Here is a 14,990-nt window from a genome sequence, read left to right as displayed (position 1 = left end):
CGTTTATCCGCACCACGGTGCTGCCACGATTGAGCGGAAGGAGGAGAAGGAGGCCTTCGGCGAGACGCACGAGTACCTCGTTCTCCGTCTCGCGTACGGTGACCTGACGCTCATGGTGCCCACGAACAAGACCGAGGAGGTCGGACTTCGTGAGGTCATCAACGACGAGGAGGTCGAGGAGGTGTTCGCTGTCCTTCGCAAGAAGGAGGCGCGCATGCCCACCAACTGGTCTCGCCGCTACAAGAACCACGTGGAGAAGCTGAAGTCGGGCGACATCTACCAGGTGGCCGAGGTCGTCCGGAACCTGTCGATCCGCGACAAGGACAAGGGCCTGTCCGCGGGCGAGAAGCGCATGCTGACTCGGGCGAGGCAGATCCTGGTGTCCGAACTGACCTTCGCCATCGGCGTCTCCGAGGAAGAAGCGGAAAAGAAGCTCAACGACGCCTTGCCGTAGCAAGGTTCAGGCGTCCCCCGCGGGCGCCGATGAACTACACGGCATGTTTGTCGAGATCGTCCGCCTCTTCGTCGTCTTCCTCGCCACCGCCGGCGGTTATGCCATCGGTGACGGCGGCCCCAACGACGACGGCTCCGGAGCCATCCTGGGCGCCACCCTGGGCGCCTGCGTGGGCTACGTGGCGGGCGGCCTCGTGGGGCGGTTGCTCGGCCAGGTCATGCGCTCGACCGAGCACCGGATCGAACAGACCCCCGCCCCCCGGCTGTTCGCAGGCGCTGTCGGGGGCTTGGCCTTCGGCGGCCTCGCCGGCGTGGTCGGCATCCCTGTCGTCCTGCTCCTGCCCAGCCAGGCGGGCTGGGCCGTGCTCGGCCTCGTGGTCTGGATCGGTGCCTACTGGGGCTTTTCCCTCGGCTCCCGCAAGAGCGACGAACTGCTCGCCCTGGCAGGCCTGTCGACCCGCCCGCTGGTGCGAGCCACGCCGCTCGGCGCTCTCGTCGAACAGGACGCCATCATCCTCGACACCAGTGCGGTGATCGACGGGCGCCTCCTGTCGCTGGCCCGGGCCGGCTTCATCACCGACGACCTGCTGGTGCCCCAGTTCGTGCTCGACGAGCTCCAGACGATCGCCGACGCCCAGGAGCCCACCCGCCGCCGCCGGGGCCGCCGGGCCTTGGAACTGCTCGAAGCACTGCGCCACTTCCCCGGCGTCGAGGTGCACGTGCTCGACGACGAGGTCCCCGAGTACGACGAGGTCGACGCCAAGCTGGTGGCCCTGGCCAAGCGCCTGTCCGCGCGCCTTCTGACCGTCGACGGCGCCCTGCAGAAGGTGGCCGAGGTGCAGGGGGTGCGCTGCCTGAGCCTGCACCGGCTGTCCGACAGCGTGCGGCCCGTGCACGTGCCCGGCGAGGTCATCCGCCTGCCCATCGCCAAGGAGGGCCGCGAGCCCGGCCAGGGCGTGGGGTACCTCGACGACGGGACCATGGTCGTGGTGGCCGACGCCACCGAACTGGTGGGCCAGGAGGTCAACGTGCGCATCACCAGCAACGTCCAGACCTCGGTCGGCCGGATGTTGTTCGCCTCCCTCGCCGGGTAGCGTCCGCACGCGTGAGCGTGTGGGCGATCCTCGTGGCCGCCGGGTCGGGCAGCCGGTTCGGGGCTCCCAAGCAGTACGAGCCGCTCGACGGACGCCGGGTGCTCGACTGGTCGCTCGACGCTTGCCGGGCCGCCTGCGACGGGGTGGTGCTGGTGGTGCCTGCCGACCGCCTCGGAGACGAAGAGAAGGCCGACGCCGTGGTGGCGGGCGGCGCCACTCGTTCCGACTCGGTGCGAGCGGGCTTGGCCGCTGTGCCCGCCGACGCCCAGATCGTCGTCGTGCACGACGCGGCCCGACCGTCGGCGCCGCCGCGCCTGTTCGAGGCGGTGATCGCCGCCGTGCGGGCCGGGGCCGACGGCGCCGTACCGGGCGTGCCCCTTGCCGACACCGTGAAGCGGGTCGACGGCGACCGGGTGGTGGAGACGCTCGACCGCTCGACGCTGGTGGGCGTGCAGACCCCCCAAGCCTTCAAGGCCGACGTGCTGCGCCGGGCGGACACGGGCGACGCCACCGACGACGCGGCTTTGGTCGAGGCGGCGGGGGGCACCGTCGTCGTCGTCCCCGGCGACCCCCTGAACCGCAAGATCACGCACCGGAGCGATCTGTGAGGGTCGGCATGGGCTTCGACGTGCACCCGTTCGAGGACGGCAGGCGCCTCGTCCTGGGCGGCGTCCACTTCGAGGGCGAGCGGGGCCTCAAGGGGCACAGCGACGCCGACGCCGTCGCCCACGCCGTGGCCGACGCCCTGCTGGGTGCGGCCGGGATGGGGGACCTCGGCGGGCTGTTTCCCGACACCGACCCGCAGTGGGCGGGCGCCGACAGCATCGCCCTGCTCACCGAGGTGGTCGCCCGTGTGCATAACGCCGGCTATCAGCCCGTGAACGTCGACTGCACGGTCGTGTTGGAGGCGCCCAAGCTGGCGCCCCGCCGGGCGGAGATGCAGGATCGCCTCAGCGCCGCGCTAGGCGCCCCCGTCACCGTCAAGGCCACCCGGGCCGAGGGCCTGGGTGCCATCGGCCGGGGCGAGGGCATCGCCTGCTACGCCGTCGCCCTGCTGGAGGACATCACCGCATGAGAGAAAAACCCCGCAAGGGCAACCGAGGACAGGTCCACCGCGACGCGGTGGCCAAGAAGCAGGCGCCCCAGAAGGCCGCACGCGCCGCGGGCCGCGCCGCTGCCAAGGCCCGCCGCCAGGGCCTCCCGACGGCCCAGGGCGCGGCCCCTGTGCGCCGCCGCCTCCCGCAGGCCGACCCGGCCCCCGTCCGCCGCCCCAGCGGCCCGCGGGGCCTGGGCGGCGAACAGGTCGAGGGCCGCCGCGCCGTCCGGGAACTGCTCACAGCGCGGCGTCGCAAGGTCCGTGACGTGTGGCTGGCCGACGGCCTCGACGAGTCGCCTTTGCTGGCCGAGATACTCGACCAGGCCTCCGAGCAGCGCATCCCCATCCGCACAGTCAGCCGGGGCCGCCTTGAGGGCGAGGCCCGCACCGACTCGCCGCAGGGCGTGCTGGCCCACGCCGACCCCCTCCCCGAGCTCGACCTCGACGACCTGGCCCGCCCCGACGCCTTCCTCCTCTGCCTCGACGGCATCACCGACCCCCACAACCTGGGTGCCCTCCTGCGCACGGCGGAGTGCGCAGGCGTGACCGGCGTGGTCGTGCCCAAGCACCGGGCCGCCCACGTCACCCCCACGGTGGCCAAGGCGGCGGCAGGCGCCATCGAGCACATGCCGATCGCCGTGGTGCCGGGCATCCCCGCCGCCCTCAAGACACTGGGTGACGCCGGGGTTTGGTCAATTGGCCTGGACGCCGAGGCCCCCAAGAGCCTCTTCGAGCTCGACTTCGACGTGGCCTCCACGCCCATCGCCCTGGTGCTGGGCGCCGAGGGGGCAGGCCTGTCGCGGCTGGCCCGCCAGCGGTGCGACCTATTGGCGTCGATCCCGCAGTTCGGGGCCATCGACTCGCTCAACGTGGCCGCCGCCGGCGCGGTCGCCTCGTTCGAGCTTGCCCGCCGCCGATCCTCCTAGTTACCCCGGATTTTTTGTGTAGATCGACCCCTAAAGGGGTATTTTCGGGCCGCGCGCTGGGCTGTGACCATTGACACCCAGGTTACCGACTGGTTACAAAGGACTAGCCCCCTCGGTGTAGTCACTCCGGGATCGGGTTTCTAGGACCTCTCGTCACAGCCTCGTAGGAGCGCACACATGGCCCTTCGCCTCGATCTCACCCCCCTGATTGAGCTGTCCGACACTGAACTGGTGGCTCGCTTCCACGAGGGAGACCACGAGGCGCTGCAGATCCTGCTCGAGCGCTACCGGCGCTTCGCCCGGGCCAAGGCCCGCGGCTACTTCCTCGTCGGGGCCGACTCCGACGACATCGAGCAGGAGGGCATGATCGGCCTGTTCAAGGCCGCTCGCGACTACAACCCCGACCGCCAGGCGTCGTTCCGGGCCTTCGCCGAACTGTGCATCACCCGCCAGGTCATCACCGCCATCAAGACGGCGACCCGGCAGAAGCACCAGCCCCTCAACCAGTACGTGTCGATCTCGGGCGTCCGCGGCACCGACGACCCCAGCGAGCGCACCGTCGAGGATCTGCTCGACGACCACTACCTGGCCGACCCGGCCGACGAGATCGTGTCCAACGAGCGCATGGCCGAGATGCGGCGCTCGATGGCCGAGATGCTCTCGGGCCTGGAGGTCGACGTCCTGCGCCTCTACGTGGAGGGCAAGTCGTACCAGGAGATCGGCGACCAGCTGGGCCGCCACGTGAAGTCGATCGACAACGCCCTGCAGCGCATCAAGCGCAAGCTCGACGTGCACCTGCAGGAGCGTGCGCTCGAAGACGCCGTCCCCGTCTAAAAGGGGCCTTCAGCATCGACCGCAGGTCGATTCCGCACAGCGCTCTCCCTCGGGTGGCAGGCACGGAAGGGGCCCGACTGCGGAGCAGGCGGGAAGGATCCCGTGCCTGACGGGACCCGAGGGATCCCGAGGGTCCTTGAACCCGACCGTCCTGCCTGGCAGGGTGTCGGGGATGTCACTTTCCGAGCGCGACCAGGCGATCCTCGATTTCGAGCGTTCGTGGTGGACCGAGCCCGGCCCCAAGGAACTCGCCATCCGTGAGCGGTTCGACCTTTCGCCCACCCGCTACTACCAAGTGCTGAGCGAGCTGCTGGAGTCACCCGAGGCCATCGCCTACGACCCGTTGGTCGTCCGGCGCCTGCGGCGTCTGCGTGACCGGCGCCGGCGGGCTCGCTTCGAAGGCCGCTCAGCCCAGCCGCCGGGCCGGTGAGACGGGGTCGTCACGTCGCCGACGAGGGGTCGATGACCCGCTCGGTGGGGGCGAACACGGGACGTGGCCTGGTGCTGGTGGCCGTCGCCTTCCTGCTCGGCCTGTTCCTCCTCAACCGCATCGACGAACCGGTGCCGGGCGAGCAGGTGGAGACGACGTCGTCCGACGACACCACGACCACCACGTCGGCGGCCGCCCAGCAGCCCACCACCAGCACGACCCCGCTGCGCCAGCCCAAGGACGTGCGCGTGCTCACCGCCAACGGCACCAGCACCAAGGGTGCGGGCGGGCGCATCAAGGACCGGGTGATGGCCGCCGGCTACAACGCCTTGGCCGCCACCGACACCAAGACAGCGGCCACCGCCTCGGCCGTCTACTTCACCGCCGGGTTCGAGCGGGAGGCCGCGGCCTTGGCCCAGACGCTGGGCCTCCAGCCCGCCGCCGTCCAAGCCATGCCCAACCCGCCGCCCGTGGCCGACCTCAAGGCCGCCAACATCCTCGTTGTCGTGGGCCCCGACCTGGCCAACGCACCGGCGAGCGGCGGCACGGCGAGCAGCAGCACCTCCACCACGGCTCGGGCCAACACCACCACCACCGCCCGGGCGGGCACCACCACCACGACCAGGTAGCTCACCCCAAGCGGGTGGTGACCGAACGCACCCGCACTTCGAGGGTGCCGGGCACGATGGGGCCGCTGGTGCCCTCGGGGGGGAGCAACTGCAGGGTGAACGTCCCCGCCGTCTCCGCCCGTACCTCCTGTACGGCGCCGTCGCGCAGGTCGTGCGTGGAGGTGGCCGTGGTGCGCTGCGACCCGTCGAGGCGCACCCGGTTGCCCCCGTCGTCGGCTACTCGTCCCACCGGCAGCACGTAGTCGCTCTCCACCGTGGCCAGGTTGCGGCCGCCCACGACGCCTAGGGCGGTGAGCCGTCCTGTGCCGGTCACCAGGCCCTGGATGTCCCACCGGTCGCCCGGTGCCAGCCCCCGTTCCGGCGGTGCCGCCGCTGCGGCCGGGAAGATCTCCGACAGCCCCAGGCCGCCCAGGATGTCGGCGGGCACGCCCTCGATGCGCTGCACCTCGGCCAGTTGCCCGGCCCGGTCCAGCCGTACGACGAAGGTGCGGGGCTCTTCGGCCGCCGCCTCCACCCGCACCTCCACCCGGCTGCCGTCGTCGCCGGTCGACAGGACGCTGTGGCGGGCGGTGAACACGTCGTCTTCGGTCGAGCGGCGCTCAGGACGGTCGCCGATGCGGGTCACCACCTCGGCGGTGACGGTCACCCGGTAGTCGTAGCGAGCACCGGTGGCAGGCCGGAAGGCGACCTGCACGGTGCCGTCTTGGCACCCAGCGAGGCCGGCCACCGACGCCACGAGCAGCAGGAGGCGGCGCACCGGGGAAGGGTACCGTTCCGGCGTGACCACCCCCCTGGCGCCCTTCCTCGACTCGCCGCGCACGGCAGGCATCCTCACCGACTTCGACGGCACGCTCGCTCCCATCGTCGAGGACCCGGCGGGCGCCCGCCCCCTGCCCGGCGCCGTCGAGGTGCTGCACCGGTTGTCGCGCCGCTACAAGCGGGTGGCCGTCGTGTCCGGCCGTCCCGCCGCCTTCCTGGCCCGCCGCCTCCGCCTGGAGGAGGCGCCCGAGCTGTTCGTGTCCGGCCTCTACGGCATGGAGTACGCCGAGGGCGACGCCACCACCACCCACCCCCGGGCCGAAGAGTGGCGCGCCGTCATCGAGACAGCGGCGTGCGAGGCCGAGGAACAGGCGCCCGACGGCGTCGCCGTGGAACGCAAGGGGCTCTCGGTCACCGTCCACTACCGCACGGTGCCCGAGCACGGGGAATGGGTCCGCCTGTGGTGCGAGGCCACGGCGGCCCGCACCGGCCTGGCGGTGCACCCCGCCCGCATGTCGGACGAGCTGCGCCCGCCGGTCGAGGTCGACAAGGGCACCGTGGTGCGGGAGCTGTCGGAAGGGTTGGCCGCCGTGTGCTTCCTGGGCGACGACGTGGGCGACCTGCCTGCCTTCGCCGCCCTCGACGCCCTGCGCGAGCAAGGGGTGGCCACCCTCAAGGTGGTGGCGGGCAGCGACGAGGTGCCGCCCGGCCTGGTGGAGGCGGCCGACATCATCGTCGACGGCCCCGTGGGCGCTCTCGCCCTGTTGGAGCAGTTGGCGGGCTAGCGGGCGGCGGCGACCTGGGCGGCCAGCCAGTCGTGCGAGGTGCCGGTAGACGCCAGCGTCCGCAGTTCGGCCGCCCGCCGCGCTCGCTCGGCGGCGTCGAGGTCGAGCGCCCGCCCCAATGCCTCCGCCGTACCCATGATGTCGAAGGGGTGGGCCTCGATGGTCGCGGGACCGAGCTCGGCCCACGCGCCGGCCTCGGGCGACAGCACCAGCACGCCGTCGCGTTCGTTCACGATCGGCCCTTCCTTGGCCACCAGGTTGAGCCCGTCGCGGATGGGGTTGACCAGAAGCACGTCGTAGGAGCGCAGGACGGCCACCGACCGGGGGAAGTCGTCGGAGGTGTCGAGCACGATCGGCGTCCACGACTCGGCGCCCCACTCGGCGTTGACCCGGTCGACCACCGCCTCCACCTCGTTGGCGTAGGCCAGGTAGTCGACCAGCGACTGGCGCGAGGGGTAGATCGACGCCGCGAACACCACCTGCCCCCGCAGGTCGGGCCGGCTGCGCAGCAGTTCGTCGTAGGCCAGGAAGCCGCGCACGATGTTCTTCGACAGCTCGATGCGGTCGACCCGGGCGATGACCCGGCGGCCGCCGAAGTCGAGCGCGGGCGCTTCGACCGATGTGATGTCGTCGACGTTGGCCGCCGCCGGGGCCACGAACGTGGGCGGCACATGGCCCAGCACCTCCCGGCAGCACGCTTCGAAGTTGGCCTGCCAGCGGGCCGAGTGGAAGCCGCAGGCGCCGCTGCCCGCCATGCCCTCCAGCAGTTCGACGGCGACTGCCGTGGGCAGCGTGCGCAGCTCGGTCGGCGTGCAGAACGGCGTGTGGTGGAAGTAGGCCGTCGCCAGGTCGGGCCGCAGCTTGCGCAGCCGGGCGCCCACCAGCGACAGGTGGTAGTCGTGCACCAGCACGGTGGCGCCCTCGGGCGCCTCGGCGGCCACGGCGTCGGCGAAGGCGGCGTTGACCGCTCGGAACGTGGCCCACGCCTGGTGCCAGTGCCGGTCGAAGCGGGGGCGGCGCACCAGGTCCCACAAGCCGTGGTGCAGGAACCACAGGGTGGCGTTGGCGACGACGTCGTAGAACTGGCGGTAGTCGCCTTCGTCGACCACCAGGGAGCGCAGCCGGAAGCCCTCGGCGTCGACCACGCCCGCCGAGGCGGCTTCCCGGTCGGCGTCGCTGAGGGCGGCGGCCATCCACGTGGCGCCCGTGCCTTCGACGGCGGGGCCGAGGCTGGTGACCAGCCCGCCACCCCCTCGCACGGTGGCCAGGGCGCCCTCGTCGTCGTAGCGGAACGACAACGGGCCGCGGTTGGAGACGATGACGAGGTCACGGGGGGGCATGGCGGCTGGCACCATACCCGTGTGCCTCACGTCGTCGCCGCACCGGACAAGTTCCGCGGGACCGCCAACGCGGCCTCGGTGGCGGCGGCAGTGGGACGGGCTGCGAAGGCCGCCGGGTGGACCTGCGACGCCGTGCCGATGGCCGACGGCGGCGAGGGGATTCTCGAAGCGTTGGGCGGCAGCGTGCGCCGCGCCCGGGTGCGCGGCCCCCTCGGGGAGGCGGTCGAAGCGGAGTGGCGCCTGCAGGGGCGCACGGCGGTGATCGAGATGGCGCAGGCCGCGGGCCTCGACCTGTTGGGCGGCCCCGAGTGGAACGACCCCATGCGGGCGTCGACGGCCGGGGTGGGCGATTTGATCAACGCCGCCGTGTCGGGCGGCGCCCGCAAGGTCATCGTGGGCGTGGGCGGCTCGGCCACCACCGACGGGGGCCTGGCCTGCCTCACCGCCTTGGAGCCGCACGCCCGCCTACGGGGTGTGGAACTGGTGGTGGCCTGCGACGTGACCACCACATTCGTTGACGCTGCCGAGCACTTCGCCCCCCAGAAGGGCGCCACCGCTGCCCAAGTGGCCCTCCTGCGCCGCCGGCTGGAGCGGCTGGCCCAGGTCTACGAGGACGACTACGGCATCGACGTGCGCGCCCTGCCCGGCTCGGGCGCCGCGGGCGGCCTGGCGGGGGGGCTCGCCGCACTGGGCGCCACGCTGGTGCCCGGTTTCGACGTGGTGGCCGACGCCGTGGGCCTGGCCGAACGCATCGAGTCCGCCGACCTCGTCGTGACGGGCGAAGGCTTCGTCGACGAGCACTCCTTCGAGGGCAAGGTGGTGGGCGGCGTGCTCGAACTGGCGGCGGAGGCGGGCGTGCCCGCCCTCGTGGTGGCCGGCCAGGTCTTCGAGCGCGGCCCGGCCGACGCCACGTTCGTCTCGTTGGTCGAGCGTTTCGGCGAGGAGCGGGCGCGGGCGGAGACGACCGCGTGCATCGAAGACGCCGTGACGGCCTACCTCACCGATACCCTGACGCCGTGACGGAGCGGCTGCGCCGGGCGGGCCAACTGAGCTGGGCGATCGTCGGCATCGCCGCCCTGCTCGCCGTGCTCGGCCTGATCGCCTGGACGGTGCGGGTTGCGTTCCCGCCCCTGGTGCTGGCGGGCGCCATCGTCTTCCTGCTCAACCCGATCGTCACCCGGCTGCAACGGCATGGCGTCCCCCGTGCGTTGGGCACGGGCTTGGCCTACGTGGTGGTGCTCGGCTCCCTGGTGGGGGCGGGCTTCCTGCTGGCGCCGTTGGCGGCGTCGCAGGCCGACGAACTGTCGGAGGAGTGGCCTGCCATCGAGCAGCGGGTGGAGCGCTGGGTCGACGACCGTGCCGTCGAGTCGGAGGGCACCTTCTGGGAGTTCACCCGGGCCGAGCTGGAGCAGACCTTCTCGCAGGACGACGCCACCTTGCGGGAGCGGCTCAACCGCCTGCGCGACATCGGCGTGGAGATCTTCCACGTGCTCTTGATCCTCTTCCTTGCACCGGTCGTCGCCTTCTACCTGTTGGTCGACCTGCCCCACGTGCGACAGGCGGCCGAGAGCCTCATCCCCGACGGCGCCCGGCACGAGGTGCTGCTGTTGGCCCACCGCCTCAACCGGGCCATCGGCGGGTTCTTCCGGGGCCAGCTCTTGGTGGCGACCATCGTGGGCGTCATGTGCTCGGTCGGCCTGCTGGCCATCGGCCTGCGCTTCTGGTTCCTCGTGGGCATGATCGCCGGGCTGTTCAACATCATCCCGCTCATCGGGCCGTGGGTGGGCGGCATCCCCGGCATCATCATCGCCCTGACCACCGGCTCGCCGTTGCAGGCGCTCGGCGTGGTGGTGGTGATGGTGACGGCCCAGCAGATCGACAACCACTTCATCACCCCCCAGGTCATGCACCGCACCGTGCAGTTGCACCCGGCTGTGGTGATCCTTGCCCTGTTGGTGGGCGGCACCCTGGGCGGGTTCTTCGGGCTGCTGCTGGCCGTGCCCGCCGCCGCCGTGCTCAAGATCCTGTTAAGCCACGCGTGGCGGGTGCACGTGCTGGGCGAGGAACCGGGGCCGGTCGAGACAGGCCCCGGCCTCGTCGAGGATGTGGTCTAGGCAGTTCGCCGGGTGACCAGCGGTGCCGACTCCGGCACTGCGGGCTGCAGTCCGGCCCGGGCCAGCACCGTGCGCACGATGGCTTCCGACTGCAGGCTCAGCTCGTCGAGCGGGCGGTTGAAGTGCACGCGTTCGCCGAGGTCTACCTGGGCGATGGCGTTGGCGCCGTAGGCCGCGGTGATGTCGATGACGAGGCCGATGTCGACGCCCCACCCCTTGACGAACGGCACCCGGTCGAACACGTCGCGCGGCGCCGCGCACTCGCCGCCCAAGGGCTGCAGCACGCCGGCAAGGTGGGGGAACAGCACCCGCAACAACGGCTTGGCCGTGAGCTCGGTGACCCGGCCGCCCTGGCCCGCGCGGCCTTCGAAGGGGCGCCGGTAGTAGCCCTTGACGAAGGCCACCTCGTCTGTGGTGAGCAATGGGCCGAGCAGGCCGACCACGAAGCCCGCGGTGAAGTTGCGCACGTCGGCGTCGCAGAAGGCCACGATGTCGCCCTCGGCGCACTGCACGCCGAGGCGCATGGCGTCGCCCTTGCCCGCGCCTGCGCCCCGCACCACCCGGGCGCCCGCCCGCATCGCCGCGGTGGCGGTGCCGTCGGTCGACTCGTCGTCGACCACCAGCACCTCGTCCACCAGGCCTGGCAACTCGGCCCGGATGCAGGCCACGATGGCGCCGACCGTGGGCTCCTCGTCCTGGGCGGGCAGGCACACCGTCACCGTGCGGCCCGCCTTGGCGGCGACCAGCGCGGCGGGCGCGAAGTCGTCGTGCGAGAACGTCCGCATCAAGGAGCCGTGCACGTCGCCATTGTCGCTCAAAGGTCTTTGACGGCCGTAGTCGGGCTGCGCCACGATTGATGCCTCACCCCATCCAGAGCGGTCGAGGGACCGGGCCCGCAGACACCGCGGCAACCAGAGCTTCCAGGCTCCAGGTGCCACTGCCCGGAACGATGAGGAGGCCGAAGTGTCGTTCGTCGAAGGATTGCGATGTCGTGAGTGCGCGCGCCCGTACCCGGCCGAGGCGCTGCACGTCTGCGAGTACTGCTTCGGCCCGTTGGAAGTGGTCTACGACTACGAGGCCATCGGTTCGTCGCTGACGCGGGAGAAGATCGCGGCAGGGCCCACGACCATCTGGCGCTACGCCGACCTGTTGCCCGCAGACTCCACCGACCCGGTCAACCTGGGCGCAGGCTTCACGCCGCTGGTGCGGGCCGACCGCCTGGCCGCCGAGCTGGGCCTGGGCGAGCTGTGGGTCAAGAACGACACGCTGAACCCCACCGGCTCGTTCAAGGACCGGGTGGTCTCGGTGGCGCTGACCAAGGCTCGCGAGCTCGGGTTCAAGGTGGCCGCCTGCGCGTCGACCGGCAACCTGGCCAACTCGGTGGCGGCCCATGCGGCCCGGGCCGGCATGGACTCCATCGTGTTCATCCCCCACGACCTCGAACAGGGCAAGGTCGTCACCACCGCCGTCTACGGCGGGCGCCTCATCGCCGTCGAGGGTTCCTACGACGACGTGAACCGGCTGTGCGCCGAGTTGGCCTCCGAGCACCCCACGTGGGCGTTCGTCAACGTCAACGTGCGCACCTACTACGCCGAGGGCTCCAAGACCTTGGCCTACGAGGTGGCCGAGCAGCTGGGGTGGCGGGCGCCCGACCACGTGGTCGTGCCCATTGCCTCGGGCTCGCAGCTGACAAAGATCGACAAGGGCTTCGGCGAGCTGTGGAAGGTCGGCCTGCTCGACGAGGAGCCCCATGTGCGCATCTCGGGCGCGCAGGCCGAAGGCTGCTCGCCGGTGGCTACCGCCTTCGCCGAAGGCTCCGACTACGTGAAGCCGGTGAAGCCCAACACCATCGCCAAGTCGCTGGCCATCGGGAACCCCGCCGACGGGCCCTACGCCCTCGAGGTGGTGCGCAAGACGGGCGGCGCCATCGGCGCGGTGACCGACGAGGAAGTGGTGGAGGGCATCCGCCTGCTGGCCCGTACCGAGGGGATCTTCGCCGAGACGGCGGGCGGCGTCACCATCGCCACCCTGGCCAAGCTGGCGGCCGCGGGCGTGGTGCGGCCCGACGAGCGGGTGGTGGCGTACGTGACCGGCATCGGCTTCAAGACTATCGAGGCGGTGGCTCCCCAATGCGGGCCGACCGCCACCATCCGGCCTACGTTGGATGCGTTCAACGAAGCCGTGGAGGTTGACCCGTCGTGAGCGTGACCGTCCGTATCCCCACCCAGTTGCGCAACCTGACCGGTGGGTCGGGCGAGGTCGCCGTCGACGCCTCGACGGTCGGTGACGCCCTCAAGGCGCTCGACGTGGCCCACCCCGGCTTCGGGGAGCGCATCTTCGACGAGGACGGCAAGCTGCGACGTTTCGTCAACGTGTTCCTGGCCGACGAGGACGTCCGCTTCCTCCAAGGGCTCGACACGTCGGTGAGCGACGGGCAGACGCTTTCCATCGTGCCCGCTGTCGCCGGGGGCTGATCCGGCTCAACTCGGCCGCCGCTGCCGCCGATACGCGCGGTATGGCAGAGGTGCTGATCGTGGACGACGACCCCGATATCCGCGGGATCCTGGCCTTCACTATGGAGGACGCGGGTTACGTGGTGCGGGAGGCGGGGGACGGGGCCGAGGCCATCGCCGCCATGGAGAAGCGGGCACCCGACTGCGTGGTGCTCGACCTGATGATGCCGGGCGTCGACGGCTTCGGCGTGCTGCGCTCGAAGCGGCAGTTGGGCCTGGCGCCCGAAGCCCGGGTGCTGATCCTGACCTGCAAGACGGCCGAGCGCGACTACGTGCGGGGCTGGGAGCTGGGGGCGGACGAGTACCTGACCAAGCCCTTCGACCCCGATGCCCTGGTGGAGAAGGTGGCCGAGCTCATGAAGTGCACGGCTGCGCAACTGCAGGAGCGGCGTGAGTCGGAGCTGCAGAAGGCGGAGTTGCTGGAGCGGTTGGAGTCGGCGTTCAGCCGGCCCCGGATGGTGACGCGCTGACGATGTCGACGGTCACGACGCTCAACCCGGCGACGGGCCGTGCCGATGGTTCCGACATGGCCGTCCTGGTTGTCGACGACGACCCGCTGATTGCGGGGATGCTTCGGCTGGTCCTCGAAAGCGAGGGCTACGAGGTGAGCCACGCCGAGGACGGCCGCGCTGCCTTGGAGACGATCCACGAAGCGCCGCCTGCCTGCATGGTGCTCGACATGATGATGCCGCACGTCGACGGCTACGGCGTGCTCGAGGCGCTGGCCGCCGAAGGCGGAGCCGAGACCCGCATCGTCATGCTGACGTGCTGCTCGCAGGAAGAGGACGTCCGCAAGTGCTTGCGCTTGGGCGCCGACGAGTACCTGACCAAGCCGGTCGACGTCGACTTCCTGCTCAACACCGTGCGCGACCTGTTGTCGATGGAGATGGACGAGGTCCGCTCCCGGCGGGCCGCGGTGTCGACCGACGAGCGGGCGCTCAACGAACGTGTCGGCGCCGCCCTCGGCCGCCACGCCCAGTTCCTCGCCGGCTGATCTGTCGTTCTGGTCCGTACATCCGGCGCTCCAGCGCCGGATGTACGGACCAGAAGCGCGTCAGGCCGCACGGCGAACCGCCTGGACGACGGCCGCCGGCCGGTGCCAGGCGTCCTCCTCGGTGACGCGCACGACCTCGTAGCCGCGGCCTCGTAGCTCGGTGTCACGACGGGCGTCGCGCTCGCGGTCGAGCTTCGACGAGTGGTACCGGGCGCTGTCGACCTCGATGACCACGGGCGTACCGACGACGACCAAGTCGACCCGACCGATCCAGTCGTCCCCGCCGAGGTCGACCTGTCGTCGGGTGCGGATGCCCGCCTCGTCGAGCAACCGCACGACCCGCGCCTCAAGCCCGGACGCCGGGGCGATGTACCCGGCAGGCCGGTCGGCCAGGATCGTGCGCATGGCGGTGATGCCGGTGCGTCCCCGCCGGGCCAGCTCGGGCAGCATGCGGTGCAGCACTCGGAGCAGTCCGGGTGACATGGCGAGCGCGTTGTCGACAGCCCGCTCCGTGCGCGGGAACTGGAGTACGCCGGCCAGGTCGAACAACGTGCGGGCGGGCGTCGTGACCGGGATGCCTTCGACCACCGTGCAGTGGTGATCAGGCAGGAGCCGGGGGTGGTGAAGGAAAGCAAGGGTGGGACCGGTTTCGTTGTCCCCGCCGTGCAGCCGACTCACCTCGGGCTGCGAGGCCAAGGAAAACCCGGGTAGGCGCCACAGAGCGGCGGCGGTCCGATGCGAGGCGACGGCGTCGCCTCCTGCATCGAGTACCGCCGCCATGACGTGCGTCCGGGCCGTCCGGGGCGCGCCGACGAGGCGCAGCACTCGCGGCGAGAGCGAAACGAAGCGGGTCGCGTCGATCTCAGGGCGCAGGCGGTCTCGGTCGAGCCCATTGAGGCGGCACTGCGCTCGGGACACGACGCCGTGCTGTTGTTCGGCCAGTTCGCGTAGCTCCATGGCCGCTCATTCAACCCAGAGGGTGTGACACCAATGGTTCTGGTCCGTCGATCCGGCGCTCCAGCG

General features: G+C 71.4%; 19 protein-coding genes and 1 riboswitch. Of the genes, 15 read left to right on the top strand and 4 right to left on the bottom strand.

What is annotated here, in order from left to right; genetic code table 11:
- The 8 genes from VM938_06695 to VM938_06660 all read left to right on the top strand — a co-directional run.
- Positions 1–454: CarD family transcriptional regulator (locus VM938_06695; protein HVF74719.1), on the top strand; the 454-nt coding region annotated here is incomplete at its 5' end.
- 43 nt (positions 455–497) lie between these two features.
- A complete protein-coding gene (locus VM938_06690) occupies positions 498–1,547 on the top strand; it encodes a PIN domain-containing protein (protein ID HVF74718.1) in 1,050 nt (349 codons plus the stop codon).
- A gap of 11 nt (positions 1,548–1,558) precedes the next feature.
- Positions 1,559–2,155, top strand: coding sequence for a 2-C-methyl-D-erythritol 4-phosphate cytidylyltransferase (gene ispD, locus VM938_06685; protein HVF74717.1), 597 nt, complete (start codon positions 1,559–1,561; stop codon positions 2,153–2,155).
- Positions 2,152–2,622 (top strand): 2-C-methyl-D-erythritol 2,4-cyclodiphosphate synthase, encoded by a 471-nt coding sequence (gene ispF / locus VM938_06680; protein HVF74716.1) that lies wholly within the window; start codon positions 2,152–2,154, stop codon positions 2,620–2,622. Before ispD ends, ispF begins: the two co-directional genes overlap by 4 nt.
- A complete protein-coding gene (rlmB, locus tag VM938_06675) occupies positions 2,619–3,569 on the top strand; it encodes a 23S rRNA (guanosine(2251)-2'-O)-methyltransferase RlmB (GenBank protein HVF74715.1) in 951 nt (316 codons plus the stop codon). Before ispF ends, rlmB begins: the two co-directional genes overlap by 4 nt.
- Before the next feature lie 177 nt (positions 3,570–3,746).
- Positions 3,747–4,403 (top strand): RNA polymerase sporulation sigma factor SigH, encoded by a 657-nt coding sequence (sigH, locus tag VM938_06670; protein ID HVF74714.1) that lies wholly within the window; start codon positions 3,747–3,749, stop codon positions 4,401–4,403.
- Between the two features lie 172 nt (positions 4,404–4,575).
- Positions 4,576–4,833, top strand: a complete 258-nt coding sequence (locus VM938_06665; protein HVF74713.1) for a DUF3263 domain-containing protein — start codon at positions 4,576–4,578, stop codon at positions 4,831–4,833.
- Positions 4,830–5,462 (top strand): LytR C-terminal domain-containing protein, encoded by a 633-nt coding sequence (locus VM938_06660; GenBank protein ID HVF74712.1) that lies wholly within the window; start codon positions 4,830–4,832, stop codon positions 5,460–5,462. The genes VM938_06665 and VM938_06660 overlap by 4 nt, the downstream gene beginning before the upstream one ends.
- 1 nt (position 5,463) lies before the next feature.
- Here VM938_06660 and VM938_06655 read toward each other — a convergent pair whose 3' ends face one another.
- Positions 5,464–6,219, bottom strand: coding sequence for a hypothetical protein (locus VM938_06655; protein HVF74711.1), 756 nt, complete (start codon positions 6,217–6,219; stop codon positions 5,464–5,466).
- 22 nt (positions 6,220–6,241) lie between these two features.
- Here VM938_06655 and otsB point away from each other — a divergent pair, with 22 nt between their 5' ends.
- A complete protein-coding gene (gene otsB, locus VM938_06650; GenBank protein ID HVF74710.1) occupies positions 6,242–7,006 on the top strand; it encodes a trehalose-phosphatase in 765 nt (254 codons plus the stop codon).
- Here the strand turns inward: otsB and VM938_06645 are convergent.
- A complete protein-coding gene (locus tag VM938_06645) occupies positions 7,003–8,346 on the bottom strand; it encodes a trehalose-6-phosphate synthase (protein ID HVF74709.1) in 1,344 nt (447 codons plus the stop codon). The genes otsB and VM938_06645 overlap by 4 nt on opposite strands.
- A 21-nt stretch (positions 8,347–8,367) precedes the next feature.
- Between VM938_06645 and VM938_06640 the strand changes: the two genes are divergently transcribed.
- Both VM938_06640 and VM938_06635 read left to right on the top strand, forming a co-directional pair.
- Positions 8,368–9,366, top strand: a complete 999-nt coding sequence (locus VM938_06640) for a glycerate kinase (protein HVF74708.1) — start codon at positions 8,368–8,370, stop codon at positions 9,364–9,366.
- The gene (locus VM938_06635) at positions 9,363–10,460 is read left to right on the top strand and encodes an AI-2E family transporter (GenBank protein ID HVF74707.1); all 1,098 of its coding nucleotides are present in this window, start codon (positions 9,363–9,365) and stop codon (positions 10,458–10,460) included. Before VM938_06640 ends, VM938_06635 begins: the two co-directional genes overlap by 4 nt.
- Here VM938_06635 and VM938_06630 read toward each other — a convergent pair.
- Positions 10,457–11,278, bottom strand: coding sequence for a glucosyl-3-phosphoglycerate synthase (locus VM938_06630; GenBank protein HVF74706.1), 822 nt, complete (start codon positions 11,276–11,278; stop codon positions 10,457–10,459). The genes VM938_06635 and VM938_06630 overlap by 4 nt on opposite strands.
- A 45-nt stretch (positions 11,279–11,323) precedes the next feature.
- Positions 11,324–11,416, top strand: a riboswitch (SAM riboswitch).
- Between the two features lie 7 nt (positions 11,417–11,423).
- On the opposite strand from VM938_06630, the gene thrC reads away from it, so the two are divergent.
- The 4 genes from thrC to VM938_06610 are packed head-to-tail and all read left to right on the top strand — an operon-like array spanning position 11,424 to position 13,967.
- Entirely contained in the window at positions 11,424–12,662 is a 1,239-nt protein-coding gene (thrC, locus tag VM938_06625) for a threonine synthase (GenBank protein ID HVF74705.1), read from the top strand.
- Positions 12,659–12,934 carry a ubiquitin-like small modifier protein 1 gene (locus tag VM938_06620; GenBank protein ID HVF74704.1) on the top strand — a complete coding sequence of 92 codons (276 nt, stop codon included), beginning with the start codon at positions 12,659–12,661 and terminating at the stop codon, positions 12,932–12,934. Before thrC ends, VM938_06620 begins: the two co-directional genes overlap by 4 nt.
- 41 nt (positions 12,935–12,975) lie before the next feature.
- Complete coding sequence (locus tag VM938_06615; protein ID HVF74703.1) at positions 12,976–13,443, top strand: response regulator; 468 nt, start codon at positions 12,976–12,978, stop codon at positions 13,441–13,443.
- A 2-nt stretch (positions 13,444–13,445) separates the two neighbouring features.
- Positions 13,446–13,967 carry a response regulator gene (locus tag VM938_06610; protein ID HVF74702.1) on the top strand — a complete coding sequence of 174 codons (522 nt, stop codon included), beginning with the start codon at positions 13,446–13,448 and terminating at the stop codon, positions 13,965–13,967.
- Positions 13,968–14,027: 60 nt separating this feature from the next.
- Here the strand turns inward: VM938_06610 and VM938_06605 are convergent, their stop codons facing one another.
- On the bottom strand, positions 14,028–14,924 hold the full coding sequence (locus VM938_06605; GenBank protein HVF74701.1) for a DUF559 domain-containing protein: 897 nt from the start codon (positions 14,922–14,924) through the stop codon (positions 14,028–14,030).
- Between the last annotated feature and the right edge of the window lie 66 nt (positions 14,925–14,990).

It is taken from the genome of Acidimicrobiales bacterium (assembly GCA_035536915.1).
GTDB lineage: Bacteria > Actinomycetota > Acidimicrobiia > Acidimicrobiales > JAHWLA01 > JAHWLA01.
This window is presented reverse-complemented; position numbering and strand designations above follow the sequence as displayed.

Bases quoted from the DNA above. Each gene is read 5' to 3' on its own strand.
- sigH (HVF74714.1), top strand. From the start codon at position 3,747: ATGGCCCTTCGCCTCGATCTCACCCCCCTGATTGAGCTGTCCGACACT.
- VM938_06645 (HVF74709.1), bottom strand. From the start codon at position 8,346: ATGCCCCCCCGTGACCTCGTCATCGTCTCCAACCGCGGCCCGTTGTCG.
- VM938_06615 (HVF74703.1), top strand. From the start codon at position 12,976: ATGGCAGAGGTGCTGATCGTGGACGACGACCCCGATATCCGCGGGATC.
- VM938_06690 (HVF74718.1), top strand. From the start codon at position 498: ATGTTTGTCGAGATCGTCCGCCTCTTCGTCGTCTTCCTCGCCACCGCC.
- VM938_06605 (HVF74701.1), bottom strand. From the start codon at position 14,924: ATGGAGCTACGCGAACTGGCCGAACAACAGCACGGCGTCGTGTCCCGA.
- VM938_06610 (HVF74702.1), top strand. From the start codon at position 13,446: ATGTCGACGGTCACGACGCTCAACCCGGCGACGGGCCGTGCCGATGGT.
- rlmB (HVF74715.1), top strand. From the start codon at position 2,619: ATGAGAGAAAAACCCCGCAAGGGCAACCGAGGACAGGTCCACCGCGAC.
- VM938_06665 (HVF74713.1), top strand. From the start codon at position 4,576: ATGTCACTTTCCGAGCGCGACCAGGCGATCCTCGATTTCGAGCGTTCG.